The organism is Paenibacillus sp. NPDC093718 (assembly GCF_050279985.1).
In the GTDB taxonomy this organism is placed as follows: domain Bacteria; phylum Bacillota; class Bacilli; order Paenibacillales; family Paenibacillaceae; genus Paenibacillus_AQ.
In genome coordinates this window covers 31,076-44,697 of the sequence record NZ_JBNNUS010000006.1, presented here as the reverse complement: position 1 = coordinate 44,697, position 13,622 = coordinate 31,076, and the positions used below count along the sequence as shown (strand labels likewise).

Here is a 13,622-nt window from a genome sequence, read left to right as displayed (position 1 = left end):
CGAATCTTTTTACATATATTTTATTCAAGTAATCGGGTTGAATGTCCTTTAAGAATCCGCCAAGTTAACGACGAGGATTCATGGGACGCTTGGCACGCGGAGTTCCCAGAATTTCGGCCCAAACAATGCCGTTTCGAGCTTGCTCTGCAAGAAACGATCCACTCCCCCTGGACTGTTCACGATCTTCATCACGGCTTTCGACAACCGTTTCAGGTAATGCGATGGTCATCCGGTTCAAATTCGAGTGAATTCGGTTCAAATCCCTCTCCATCATCTCGATTCTATGATCTATGCTATCAGAGTGAGATCTCATCTCTTCCTCACGTCTGGCTCGATCAATCTCTTGATGTTCCAGAGAGTATCCGTTGCCGGTACCCATTTCTTCTTCATCCATCCGCTCGATCCGGGTGCTCTCCTGAACAGGTGCCGGACGGGAGACTTGCGGAGTCGTCTGTACCCGTCTAACTTCAGGCCGCTGTGGCCGCTGCTGCCCCGGTCTTGCAGGACGATCCCCTTCGCCGCCAAAGGACGGCATACGGGGTTTTTTCCCCTCCTCAGGGTTCTTGCCGCGTCTTCCGAGGGCGGAGATGATGAAGAAGCCTATAACAGCTACAATGTAAAAATTTTCGATTAACCAGCTCACTATAGGCTCACCTCATCGTTACTTGGTTTTGTTGTCTCCGGAATTGTCATTATTCTCACCCATCTTACCGAAGGAACCCCTCATTTGCGTGTCGGCTTCGATATTCTTCAGGTTCATATAATCCATCACGCCCAGTTGGCCGCTGCGAAGCGCTTCAGCCATAGCCAGCGGAACTTGGGATTCCGATTCCACAACGCGTGCTCTCATCTCTACGACGCGAGCCTTCATCTCTTGCTCTTGGGCAACCGCCATCGCGCGGCGTTCTTCCGCCTTCGCTTGGGCAATGCGCTTGTCGGCTTCCGCCTGTTCGGTCTGCAAGTAAGCACCGATGTTTTTGCCTACATCCACGTCCGCGATATCGATGGATAGGATTTCAAATGCTGTTCCCGCATCCAGTCCCTTAGAAAGCACCGTTCTTGAGATCAGGTCCGGATTTTCAAGGACATCTTTATGCGAATTACTGGAACCTACCGTCGTAACGATACCCTCGCCGACACGGGCGATAATCGTTTCTTCCCCGGCACCACCGACCAAGCGGTCAATGTTGGCTCGAACGGTAACACGCGCTTTAACCTTCACTTCAATACCGTCTCTGGCAACAGCCGCTACGATTGGTGTCTCGATGACACGCGGGTTAACGCTCATCTGAACGGCTTGCAGCACATCGCGTCCCGCAAGGTCAATCGCGGCAGCTCTTTCGAATTCGAGCGGGATATTCGCACGCTGGGCTGCAATCAAGGCATTGACCACCCGGTCTACGTTACCGCCTGCGAGATAGTGACTCTCGAGCTGGTTAATGTTCAGGCCTAGGCCTGCTTTTGTCGCCTTGATGAGCGGATTCACAATCCGGCTTGGCGTTACGCGCCGAAGTCGCATGGCCACCAACGTAATAATCCCGACGCGAACCCCCGAAGCGATCGCCGAGATCCAGAGCATTAACGGGAAGAAACTGAAAAACACGCTAAGCACAATGATCGCGACAACCCCGATTAGTAGTACTGGTATCAAAGAACCATCCATATTTACTTCACCCTCCATTTTTAAAATATTTACGCTTCTCACTTGAACGTTTAAATACTAGCCCTTTTAATACTACACAATTCTGTGACGAGGTTCACCCTTTTTCTTCCTCTACCACAATTCTGGTGCCGTCCGTCTTGATGACACGGACCGGCCGACCGGAATCGATAAAACCTCCAAGGGTAACTACATCAAGACGTCGTCCCTCAAGCTCCATCGTTCCAGCCGGTCGCAGCGGCGTGATCGAAGTGCCGACCAGCCCGATAAGTACATCCCGGTCTTCATTCGGAATGTACCCCTGCTCTTTGGATAAGCTGTCACTGAGAATAAACTTCCGCCATATTCCCCGTTCCTTAAATACGAGAGCGACCACGATGATAGCCACCAGAGCACATGCCGCCCCAATACCTAGGGATAGTGCCACATGAGACGTGCTGTAGGCCGCCATAACAACGCCGGCAATCAAGCTGGCTGAACCAATGATGCCCAGTATCCCGAAGCTTGGCACAAACAGCTCCATCGCCAGCATCAAGATACCGATCACAAACAGCAGCCAATTCTCCCAGCCGGCAAATCCGGCTACCTGGTTACCGAAGAAATACAGTACGAATGCAACCACACCAAGAATTCCCGGCACACCAAAGCCCGGAACTATTACTTCGATAATGACACCTGCAATACCGATGAAGAGCAGGAGCGCCATGACACCGGGATGCGTGAGGAAGGTAGCCAGCTTCTCTGAGAAGGTCTGCTCCATCCGAAATACGTCCTGCGTGGAGTAGTCCATCCACGTGATGACTTCTTCTGTGCTGCTTACAATCGTATCCGCATAACCCGTCTTCAGCGCTTCATCATGTGTCAACGATATGATCTCCCCGGGTTGCTTCGTCAATCCGATTTCAGGTAGGTCAAGCTTCATCTTGAGATCAGCCATCCCCTTGGCAATCTCCGGATTTCGACCTGAAGCTTCAGCGGCACTAGCCATGCTTGTTTTCCACCAGGAAACCATCTTGGCGTCCTCGATCGGATTACCCCTGGCATCCACCATATAAGCCGCGCCAATCATGCTGCCGTCCGACATGGCAATCTTGTCTGCGTTCAGCGCAATATAACTCCCAGCCGATGCGGCATCACCCGTGATGTAAGCCACAATCGGAATATCGCTGGCCTTCATCAAGGCTGCAATTTCACCAGCTTGGTCGACCAGACCTCCAGGCGTATCAATTTCCAGGATGATCAGTCCAGCCGCCATCTTCTCGGCTTCCTTAAATCCACGCTCCATGAAGCTGGTTAAGCCGCGCTCGATCTGCTGCTTAACCGGAATGACATACACCGATCCGATATTAGCAGCCACCGCGGATTTCATCGGACCTACATACATCCCGATTGATATCAGCACCATAACGACGGCTGCCGTGAATGTCAGGAATTTACGGATCCAAAACGGTCTGCTCATCTGTTCCCCTCCTTTTCGACGTATTAAGCCATCTGTACCCTATACTTCGACAATAAGGGTTCAGCGACCTGCCTTTTGCATAAGCATATGTATCTACTTGCCCTCATATGGTAGTTACTACGAATCAGAAACGATTTCGTTTCAAAAAGTATGCCCTTCCTTGGAAAAAACCATAGCCAAGAGGCGGAATATATCCCAGCGGATAAAAAGAAAAAACACCCCTTGAGAAAACAAGGGGTGTTTCACTTATGTTGTTACAGAAATTGTTGAACAACTTGATTGACAAGCTTTCCATCTGCACGCCCTTTAACTTTCGGCATGAGAGCGCTCATTACTTTACCCATCTCGGCTTTTGAAGAAGCACCGGTTTCCTGGATGGTCTGCTGTACAATGACTTTAATTTCTTCTTCAGTAAGCTGTTCCGGGAGGTAGGCGCTTAGGAGCTCAATTTCTGCTTTTGCATCGGCGGCAAGATCGTCGCGTCCCGCTTTTTCAAATTCTTGGAGGGCATCTTTGCGCTGTTTGATTTCACGACTAAAAATATCAAGCACTTCGTTGTCATCCAAACTTCGTTTCAAATCTATTTCAAGATTTTTTATCGTCGAACGAACCATTCGAATCGTTGAGAGTTTGAACTTGTCCTTACTCTTCATCGCTTGCTTCATATCTTCGTTCAATCGTTCGCTAAGATTCATGCTAGTTCAGATCCTCCTAAAACTTTCTCTTACGAGCAGCCTCGGACTTTTTCTTGCGCTTTACGCTTGGCTTTTCATAATGCTTGCGTTTCTTCACTTCAGCCAATACGCCATCTTTAGCAATGGAACGCTTGAAGCGACGAAGTGCAGCATCAATTGTCTCGTTTTTGCGAACTTTAGTTTCAGACACCAGTTTTCCCTCCCTCCGACCAGACCGTCCAAGAGCATTAACACGGTTCATCAAACTTCATTATAGGGCAAACGGAAATAAGGTGTCAACCTTAGGCGTCTATTTTACAATAGTCGCAGAAATTGGAACAACCCCGCCGCGACGTTCCGCTGCGAGGCTGATCTATTTCTTCATTGGCCTGATGTTATGTATGCGCGGGCGAAATGCCTGTTAATGCGCCTAAACGGCGACCTCCCATCAGATGATAGTGCACATGAAACACCGATTGTTCCCCGTCAGGTCCGCAGTTGTTAATTAATCGATAACCGCTCTCCGCGATGCCCAGCTTGGCAGCGGCTTCTTTCGCCGCTTTGTGCATCTCGCCGATCAGCAGCAAATCATCGTCCTGAATATCGTTCATGGATGCGATATGCTTCTTGGGAATAATCAGAACATGAACCGGCGCCTCCGGGTTAATGTTTTGAAATACAAGCACCTTATCGTTCTCGAGTACTTTCGTGGAAGGAAGCTCCCCTTCTACGATTTTACAAAAAAGACAATCCATCACGGTTACCCCTTTCATACGTTTTACATGCTTTTATCATATAAGAAATTAGGCAGTGCGTCCAATAGATGACAGTGAGGCATACACAAAAAAAAAGAGAAGCACCCCTGGAACGCAGCTGTCCAGTAAGGAGGCGCTTCATCACGAGAGCAAGGGAAAAGATTGGAATCTCTCATGATCAAGCGCCTGCCCGGTGCTTCTTCTATATGTCGGCTTATCTGTACTATAACAGCGCCATGTAGCTGTTTCCGTGATTTAAATCACATCAACCATGCTACATCGATTCGATTGCAAGCTGCGATCCGGATCCCGCTTGCTCCGCCGGCCGTACGACCAGCTTGCGCGGCAGACGCGCCCGAAGCTCGGGCACATGACTGATGATGCCAACGGTCAGCTTATCGGTATGGAGCCGCTCAAGGGCGGTGATAACCGTTTCCAGCAGCTCCGGATCCAGCGTGCCGAACCCTTCGTCGAGGAAAAAGAACTGCAGCGGATATTGCCCGCGAAGCTGAATCTGCGCCGAGAGTGCCAAAGCCAAGGCCAATGAGGTCAGAAATGTCTCGCCGCCCGATAGTGTGGATACCGGACGCCGGACGCCGCCGTTGGCATCGTCCCGAATGACGAAGCCTCCACCGGAATCCACCTCAAGCGAATAGCGCTGCTTGGTCAAATAACGAAGACGCTGGGAAGCCGACTGACTCACCTGCATCAGCTGTTCTTCCGCAATATATTCAACAAATGCGTTTCCACGCAAGCAGGACTGCAGTTTGGACAAGCGCTCGCTCTCTCGTTGAAGGCTAAGACGCTGCTCTTCCAATTCCATAAACCGGATGTGACGCTTGTTCAGGTCCTCCAAGTCACGCTCGGCTCGGGCTCTCGCCTGAAGGGCCTCCTCATCGGCTGTACGGGCCGCCTGCAGCTCGGCTGTGCACCGTTCCCACTCCTCTTCATGAAAAGGGCTGGCACCAAGCTTCTGTTCGACGTCGCGAAGCCTCAGCGTCCATTCCCGCTGCCCATCCCGATGGGCTTTCACTAACTGTGCGCATCGTTCAATTTCTTCCGCGGTTAAACAGGCTTCCAGGACGGCAAGCTCCGTAGCAAACGGTGAGGCAGCCAGCTGGTTCTCCCAGGCAAGCTTGGCAGCTTGGTGCTGCTCCTGCGCAGCTCTCTCAGCCTGTTCTGCAAGAGCCGCTTCCTTGGCTGCATGCTGAGCCTTCTCTTCTGCCTTCCTGCACTCGCTTCGGGCTTGTTCAGCGGATTCCTTCAGCATGGTCATTCTGGTCCGGCATTCCCCGAGCAGCTCTTCAGCCGACCGATCGCCGATCCATGCCCGAAGACGCTCTTCTTTATCCTTCAGTCCATCCGCCTTTCCTTCTCGCTGAGCATCCCATTGAATCAGCTGCTTCTCCAGCTCACGGAGCTGCTGCTCCAAGCGAAGGACGGCCCGCTGCTTCTCCTCAATAAATGGAATGCTGCGCTCCAGCCCTTCCTTTATGGACTCGGCTTCCGCATCCTTCTCTTGCATGAGCTGAAAACGGCCGGCTGCCTCCTCCAGAGAGAAATCCGGCTTAACTTCCTGCCAGGAGGTTAAAATGCCTTCAGCTTCAGCTTCCAGCCCTGCTAGCTGATCCCGCAGTTGGTTCCAAGTCATTTGACCATTCTCAAGCGCGGCGCTCTGTTTCATAAGCTCCTGCTGGCATGTGAAGAGGCTCTGCTGTACCTTGGACGCTTCCGTACGGCATTGCCCGATGGCTGCAGCCTGGGTTTCGGCTGCTTTTATGAGCCATGCCGTATCCGAAGCAAGCTTTTCTACATCGTACGGTTGATCATCTGCAGGTATGGCTGACACTGCTGCCTCCATCCATCCTTGTTGCTCCTGCCCGCCCCATTTGACGGCAAGCAGCTCGTCATCTGCATACGGCTCAATCAGCGAACGCGTTTGGCTTGCCAGCGATTCCGCTTCGTTAAGCTGCCCCCGCAGGGTTAATCTGGTCTCCTGGATCTGATGAGTGATCTGTGCCAGCTGATTCATGGTCTCATCGAGATGATCTTCAGGGTGCCCTGATGAGGCAGCTGGCTGAGGATGATGTTCACTTCCGCAAACCGGACAAGGAGCCCCCTCCCGAAGCTCGGCGGCGAGCGAAAGGGACAGCGCTTGAAGCTGCTTGTTGCGATGCGAGTCGTTCATCGCCTGGTTTACCTGAGCTGCCGCGGCCGCCATCCGATCGGCAAACGACGAGGCTTCGGCTGCATCACGCTGCAAGCTGTCAGCTTGCACGGAGAGCTGTATGTAGTGCCGCTGCAATTCTTGCTCCTGCTTCTGCAGGGCAATAAAGCTTGCTTCTTGCTCCTTCAGCTTTCTCTCCTGCGATTTTAACTCGAGCTCAGCCTTTTGCTTCCGTCTGCCGGCTGACTCAAGGGCTTGGACCTTCTGCATCGCCATATGAAGCGCCTGGCGCTCACCAGAGCGGATCTCAAGCCCTTTCAGCTTGGTCTGCAGCTCCTCCTGCCGCTTTTGCCCTCGTTCGAGCAGCTCCTGTTCCTTCTGCAGTTGGGCCGTTACTCCATCAAGCTCTTTGCGTGCGTCCACTCGCTGCGCATCCAGCCGAATCAGTTCTTCGCGTAATCCGTCGCGTTCCCGCTGCAATAAAACAGCCTGCTCCAGCTGCTGCTCCCGAAGCACCAGCTTCGGCTCCTCGGCCCGAAGGGCTGCCTGGGCAGCTTCATCCGCCTTGACGGCTTGCTCCGCCGCGTTCTGAGCGGATGCGGCTTGCGCGGTGAGTTCTTCGGCAATCTGCCTCCGATGATCCCAGACCTTGCCGGATTCGCGCCAAACTTCAAGCGCAGGAAGAACAGCGGCTGCCGCCCCTGTCAGCTCAAGCCGTCGTTCCAGCAACTTCATCTCTTCCTCATGAAGGGCAAGTTCATCCAGCTTCCCTTGGAGCCGCCGTTTTTCCATATCCAGCTCACGGATTTTCCCCATAGCTTCATGGGCTTCGATGGCGGCCTGGAGAAGATTCCGGGATGACGCAGCATGTTTCTTGGCATCTTCCAGCACCGTAGTCGCTTCCGCCAGAGCTTCTTTGCCTGCACTGCCCAGCCCTTGCTGTTCAGCTTCGACGGATTTCAGCGAACCCTCTGTATCCTTCACGCGGCGGCTGAGCTTGATCGCAAGCTGATCTCCGTACCGTTCCAAATGAAACAGCCGCTGAAGCATCTGCCGCCGCTCACTCCCCTTCAGGGAGAGGAATTCAGCAAACTTACCTTGAGGAAGAACGACCGCACGGGTAAAATCATCCATTTTAAGTCCGATTTTCTCTTCTACGCAGCGGGTGACTTCGGCCAGTTTATCCGCCATCACCTGATCCCCATCGGGGGTAACGTGGATAAATCGACTCACCGTATTGCTGATGGAGAGCTCATTGACCCGTTTGAATCGGCGCTCTACCCGGTATCGCTCCAGTCCGGCAGCGGATGACAACTCAAACGTAAAAGAGACGGACAAGCTGTCCTCCGAATGGTTCATGATGCCCTGGGTTCCGTTAACCGCACGCTCCACCTTTCCGTACATGGCTAAAGTAATCGCATCCAGCAGTGTGGATTTCCCGCTTCCCGTCGGTCCGAAAATACCGAAGAGTCCGGTTTCGCACAACGTCTCAAAATCAATCTCCTGCGTATCTCGATAACTCTGCAGTCCGGATAACTTCAACAAGATCGGTTTCATCTACGACTTCACCTCCGTCCCGTCAGGCTCCTCTTCTTCTACAAGCTCCAGAAACAAATCGACCAGATGATCCTCGGGCTCCGCCCCGCCGGTTTGCCGCTGGTAGAACTTTCGGAACAGGTCCGGCAGCGGCAGCCGGGAGCGCTCGCTTTCCAGCTCCAGCGCCTCCATCTCCGGGTAAACCGGACGAATGTGAACAATGCCGTCCCTGCTCTTTCGAAGTCGCTGAATGTCGGCAAGCCCCATGGCCTCCGTTAGGGATACCTCTAAATCGATGAATGCTTCAGGATCACGCCCCTCATCCAGCCACCGATACACTTCTTCCAGGCCGCCTTTGGCCTTCCAGCGAACAAGCGGGCGGCCGCTGCTAAGAAACAGCTCCTCGATCACGGGGGCTCCTCCTGGCGATACGTCAACCAGGGTCACCGATTTGGCCTGTCCCGCTTCCGAGAAGCTATAGGCCAGCGGTGAACCGCTGTAGCGGATGATCCCCTCCCCTTTTACTGCCTGAGAACGATGCAGGTGGCCAAGCGCCGTGTAGGATGCACCTACAGAAAGTGCCAACGGGTCAACCGTGTACGCTCCACCGACCTGAATCGGTCGCTCGGAATCGCTCTCGACGCCGCCAAGCACATAGATATGGCTCATGGCCAGATTGACCGTCTGCGGAGAAAAATCCCTCGCCATCTTCCTCATCAGTTGTCCGACTCTCTCGCTATAGGCACGGCGGAGCTGATCCTCATCTCCATCGATCGACAGCAGTTCGTTGAGCCTGGCCTCCGATGGATAAGGAAGTGCCGCAATCTTGGCCGTTTCTCCGGTACGCGCCGCTGCAACCGTGACCGCATCGGCAACAGGAGTCCCGATCAGCGTTATGCCCCTGGTTGCAACCAGCGGCGTGACCGATGCAACCCGCTCCGGCTGATCATGGTTGCCTGCAATGACCACCATAGGGCGGCCCCCCTCCGTAAGCCTGGCGGCCGCATCGTAAAACAACTGCTCTGCCGCCGCTGGCGGGTTCACCGAATCATAGACGTCCCCCGCCATGAGGATCAGATCGGCCTGCTCTTCATCTGCGAGCTTAACCAGCTCATCCAGAAAGCGCTCCTGCTCTGCAAGCCTGCTCCGCCCTTCGAGCGTGCGCCCCAGATGCCAGTCTCCGGTATGCAAAATACGCATCGTTAATCTCCTCTCCCGCTTCAAACTTCCATATCAAACCAATAAAATGACTATAGTTGAACGGCATGTCCCCCATCAAAAAAGTACAGCCATTTTTCATGAACGGGCTCGCCTAAAATATCCTCCAAGGCCTTCGCATATAGATCCAGCTGAAAGCGGTACTGCTCGGCCAAGGCAAAAACGCCGCCGCGATGCTCAAGCACCCGGTCTGTTTTATAATCCAGCAGCACAAGTCGTCCGTTATGCCTGAACAGGCAGTCCACAACCCCTTGGATCAGGACGGTTTCGTCCTGAAGGAGCTGCACATCCGGGGCTGCTTGGCCCGCTTGGTCCGAGATTTGGTCCATGAAAGCGAGCCCTTGATAAGCTTCAGCTGCAGGGAGTGCATATGAAAACGGCATCTCGCGCCAGACATCCTCTGCAGTCAGCAGCTGCTTCCCTACCTCGCAATCAAAAAGGCCGCTGATCTCCTGAGCTTCCACCGCGGCTGCCTGCTCACCGTTTATGATTTCTTTTTCTACAAGGTATCGGATCGTGTCTTCGATCTCCGGCGTCGGTTCCGCAGCTCCCTCCAGTCGTTGAAGAGGCACATGCTGCATGATCGTATGATACACGGTTCCCCGTTCCGCGGGTGTCAGCTTCGTTGACTCCATAAATTTCGGCCGCCGCAAGTTCAGTGTGAAGGAAGCGTCTCCCCCGATATTTTCCTTGCTCTGACGTTTTACAGCCTGCTCCTGAAGCAGATCCAGGGAGGGGCTGTCCTGCAAGGCAAGCAGCTTCTTCATCTCCGTTACGGACGTTTTGGCGGAAATTTGGCTGACCGTTTCATAACGATAATTCCAAGACAAACGCTCATAGATGCCTGCCCGTTGACCGTCTCCACCCTTGTCTTCCGCTTCGGCGATACCAGCCACCGGAACAATCGGTTCGAGCTTGCGCAGGGCATTCAGCTTATTCATCCGATCGTCGCTATCCGCCTGCACGTCATCCTTAATGCCGGTCATGCCCTGCGCCAAGGATTCCGGCGTCTCGATCGAAAATATCCATTGCGATCGATCTTCCCCCAACACGCGTGAGCTCGTCTCCCCGGATAATCCCGCCTTTTCGCGGAGCACACCCGCGGATGGATGGCGTATCACGGCCGGGCCGATCCAATCCAAGTAACTCCGGCCCCGGGCAAGGACGTAATCCGGCAGAAGAAGCTCCGGGTTAAAGTCGGCTTGTGCCCAAGCAGTTACCTTCTTCGGCAAATCCTTCACCGTGCCGACTAGAATCATTTTCTCTTTAGGCCGGGTAAGGGCAACGTAAAGCACACGCATCTCCTCAGCCAACAGCTCCAGCTGTGACCTGCGCCGGATGGCCAGATTAGGCAGCGTCGGGTAGCTAACGCGCATGCCTTCATCCACAAACTTCGGTCCAAAGCCTAGCTCCTTATGCATCAGGAAAGGAGAATTCAAATCCTGCTGGTTGAAATTCTTGGATAGTCCCGCTACAAAAACAACCGGGAATTCCAGCCCCTTGCTCTTGTGGATGGTCATCAGGCGCACCGCGTTGCCCTGACTTTCCGTACCGCCGGCCGTGCCGAGATCCCCTCCTCGCTCCCGGAGCCGGGAGATAAAGGTCAGGAAGCGGAAGAGGCCTCTGGAGGCTGTATCCTGTTCATACTGCACAGCCCGGTCATACAAAGCAGTCAGATTGCCCTGACGCTGCTTGCCGCCGGGCAGACCGCCAACCCAATCCAAATAGCCGGTTTCACTGTAAATTCGCCAGATCAGATCGCTCAAACTTCCTTGGCGGGCTTCCTGCCTCCAGCCCTGAAGCCGATCCATAAAAAATCCGAGTTTTGAGCTAAGCTCCGGGGATATTTCGATATTCGGACCTTCCGCTGATGGCGGAGCATTCGAAAGAAGGCTGCCAACCACGAGCTCATGACCTGCTGCTGCTTCGGCCAAGCCTTCCAGTTCTACGCCCGGGGTCCATTTGCCATCCACGAAGCCCACAGGGCGCGCCGAATCCATGACCGACGGGGCGCTACTTAACGCGACTGCCGCTTTAAGCGCATCGTAATAAGTCCCTTTGGCACACAGGCGCACCTGTGCCATCTCTTCCTCGGATAATCCGAGGATGGGCGAGCGCAATACGGAAGCCAGGGGAATATCCTGCCGAGGATTATCAATCACCTGCAGCAGCGATAAGATGATCTCCACTTCCGTCGCCTGAAAATATCCTTTGTTCTGCTCGCCAAACGCCGGAATTCCTTCCTGACGCAGCTCCTCTATAATTAACGGTGCCCATACCATGGCTGAGCGCAGTAAAATAACCATGTCCCCGTACCCCGCGGGCCGCATCGATTTCAGTCCCTTATCGTACACCATGAGCGGCTTCCCGCTTTCGCCTGTCATCTCACGGATTCTGCGGGCAATGGCGCGGGCCTCCAGTTGGGCGGTTTCCATTTCAATCGCCTCAACCTCAAGGTGAGCCCCGTCTTCTTCGGAAGCCGAGTCTTCGGACTGCTCCTCCGTCCCTTTTCCAAGGCGGTCAATCAGGAGCAATTCAGGGATGTAAGGATTCGTGCCCCCCTGAATCTCCTGCTCCGGAAAGGAAGCGCCGCATACAAGCTCCGCCCGGGCATCATAGGCAATCTCGGCTACGGATTCATTCATGATCTGCCGGAACAGCAAATTGACGGCATCCACCACTTCCATCCGGCTGCGGAAATTACGGGCCAGATCAATCCGGATACCGGCTTGAACCGTGCTTGCGTCGGAAGAGAACGTCTTATATTTATCGAGAAACAGTCCCGGCTCCGCCAACCGGAACCGATAAATACTCTGCTTCACATCTCCGACCATAAACCGGTTGCCCGGCATTTCCCGGGAGATCAATCGAACAATGTCTTCCTGTACGCTATTCGTATCCTGATATTCGTCGAGCAGCACTTCATCAAACTGCTCGCGATATTCCATCGCCGCATCGGAAGGCATCATATGGCCCGGCAAGGAATCGGGGTGGCGAAGAATATGGAGGCAATAATGCTCAAGGTCGTTAAAGTCGACCATGCCTTTGGCTGCCTTGGCCTCCCGGTATCGTTCGCCAAAAGCGATAACCGTCTCGGCCAGCTCCATCATCAGCGGCGCCGCCGTGTGAAGTTCCTGTAAAAACTCCGATGCCGGACGGCCAAACAATGCACTTTTCAGCTCGTTGACAATTTTCTTCACGTTATCGCGCAGTTCCTTAACCTGTTCCTGAAGCTCCGGCAGCACCTCATCCTTCCGAACGGATTTGAGTTTGCCGAAAGACGCCTCGCGGAAAATGCCGTACAACGATTCCCACGGCGAAATATCGATGGCCTCAAGCAGGGAGGCGACCAGCTGCAAGTCGTCATCCAGATTGTCCACATACGGCGCAGGTCCTCCCGGCTGCATGGCGATCGCCCTGGCTTGCTGCAGCAACCCGGCTGCACCATTCAAGGCCAACCGAGCATCCGCCAATATGCTTTGAACCCATGGCGTTTGCCCAAGAGACTCCGTATCTTGCACCTGGAAGCCGGCAGCCGTTTCCCTAAGCCAGTGTGCCGGCCACGAATGGCTCCGGGAGAAATCGTAGAGACGCTGCACGAGACGGTACAGCGCGTCATCCGTGCGCTCGCCGCTGAACCAGTCCGCCAATCGCACAAAACGGCTCTCCGAATCGCCCTCGGCCTCGCCGTATTTCTCTTCGAACAGCTCCTCCAGCAAATCCTGCCGCATTAAATCCGCTTCATGTTCATTCAGAATGCGGAATCCCGGATCCAGAGGTATTAACTGATAATATCGCCGAATGACTTCCATGCAAAAGGAGTGCAGCGTTGTAATCGACGCCCTGCCAAGCAAAGCGAGCTGGCGCCGGATATGCTCATTGTCCGGATCCCGGTCCAGCTCACGGTCGAGCGCTTCCCGAATCCGTCCACGCATTTCGGCAGCCGCTGCCTTGGTAAACGTAGCCACAAGAAGCCGGTCAACGCTGAACCCCGCGGAATCGTCGAGGATTTTGCGAATGATCCGTTCAACCAGCACCGCGGTCTTTCCTGAACCAGCCGCAGCTGCAACCAGCATGTCATCGCCCGAGAGCGCGATGGCTTTCCACTGGTCGTCACTCCACATGCTGCCCTCGGGTTTTGCTATCATCTCTC

General features: G+C 54.0%; 9 protein-coding genes. All 9 read right to left on the bottom strand.

The window, feature by feature from the left end:
• Nucleotides 1-64: 64 nt before the first annotated feature.
• The 9 genes from ACQKPA_RS18515 to addA all read right to left on the bottom strand — a co-directional run bounded on the left by ACQKPA_RS18515 (nt 65) and on the right by addA (nt 13,617).
• Nucleotides 65-643, bottom strand: coding sequence for a hypothetical protein (locus tag ACQKPA_RS18515; RefSeq protein ID WP_427494030.1), 579 nt, complete (start codon nt 641-643; stop codon nt 65-67).
• A gap of 18 nt (nt 644-661) precedes the next feature.
• Nucleotides 662-1,663 (bottom strand): flotillin-like protein FloA, encoded by a 1,002-nt coding sequence (gene floA / locus ACQKPA_RS18510; RefSeq protein WP_427494029.1) that lies wholly within the window; start codon nt 1,661-1,663, stop codon nt 662-664.
• Between the two features lie 94 nt (nt 1,664-1,757).
• Complete coding sequence (locus tag ACQKPA_RS18505) at nt 1,758-3,119, bottom strand: NfeD family protein (protein WP_427494028.1); 1,362 nt, start codon at nt 3,117-3,119, stop codon at nt 1,758-1,760.
• Between the two features lie 254 nt (nt 3,120-3,373).
• Nucleotides 3,374-3,814 carry a GatB/YqeY domain-containing protein gene (locus tag ACQKPA_RS18500; RefSeq protein ID WP_006209020.1) on the bottom strand — a complete coding sequence of 147 codons (441 nt, stop codon included), beginning with the start codon at nt 3,812-3,814 and terminating at the stop codon, nt 3,374-3,376.
• Nucleotides 3,815-3,830: 16 nt separating this feature from the next.
• The gene (gene rpsU / locus ACQKPA_RS18495) at nt 3,831-4,004 is read right to left on the bottom strand and encodes a 30S ribosomal protein S21 (RefSeq protein ID WP_005547957.1); all 174 of its coding nucleotides are present in this window, start codon (nt 4,002-4,004) and stop codon (nt 3,831-3,833) included.
• A 184-nt stretch (nt 4,005-4,188) separates the two neighbouring features.
• Nucleotides 4,189-4,548: a histidine triad nucleotide-binding protein gene (locus ACQKPA_RS18490; RefSeq protein WP_427494027.1), complete on the bottom strand. Its 360-nt coding sequence runs from the start codon at nt 4,546-4,548 to the stop codon at nt 4,189-4,191.
• Between the two features lie 274 nt (nt 4,549-4,822).
• Nucleotides 4,823-8,272, bottom strand: a complete 3,450-nt coding sequence (locus ACQKPA_RS18485; protein ID WP_427494026.1) for an AAA family ATPase — start codon at nt 8,270-8,272, stop codon at nt 4,823-4,825.
• Nucleotides 8,273-9,451 carry an exonuclease SbcCD subunit D gene (locus ACQKPA_RS18480; RefSeq protein ID WP_427494025.1) on the bottom strand — a complete coding sequence of 393 codons (1,179 nt, stop codon included), beginning with the start codon at nt 9,449-9,451 and terminating at the stop codon, nt 8,273-8,275.
• Nucleotides 9,452-9,501: 50 nt separating this feature from the next.
• On the bottom strand, nt 9,502-13,617 hold the full coding sequence (gene addA / locus ACQKPA_RS18475; RefSeq protein WP_427494354.1) for a helicase-exonuclease AddAB subunit AddA: 4,116 nt from the start codon (nt 13,615-13,617) through the stop codon (nt 9,502-9,504).
• Between the last annotated feature and the right edge of the window lie 5 nt (nt 13,618-13,622).

Bases quoted from the DNA above. Each gene is read 5' to 3' on its own strand.
- ACQKPA_RS18490 (WP_427494027.1), bottom strand. From the start codon at position 4,548: ATGGATTGTCTTTTTTGTAAAATCGTAGAAGGGGAGCTTCCTTCCACG.
- addA (WP_427494354.1), bottom strand. From the start codon at position 13,617: ATGATAGCAAAACCCGAGGGCAGCATGTGGAGTGACGACCAGTGGAAA.
- ACQKPA_RS18500 (WP_006209020.1), bottom strand. From the start codon at position 3,814: ATGAATCTTAGCGAACGATTGAACGAAGATATGAAGCAAGCGATGAAG.
- ACQKPA_RS18480 (WP_427494025.1), bottom strand. From the start codon at position 9,451: ATGCGTATTTTGCATACCGGAGACTGGCATCTGGGGCGCACGCTCGAA.
- ACQKPA_RS18505 (WP_427494028.1), bottom strand. From the start codon at position 3,119: ATGAGCAGACCGTTTTGGATCCGTAAATTCCTGACATTCACGGCAGCC.
- floA (WP_427494029.1), bottom strand. From the start codon at position 1,663: ATGGATGGTTCTTTGATACCAGTACTACTAATCGGGGTTGTCGCGATC.
- ACQKPA_RS18485 (WP_427494026.1), bottom strand. From the start codon at position 8,272: ATGAAACCGATCTTGTTGAAGTTATCCGGACTGCAGAGTTATCGAGAT.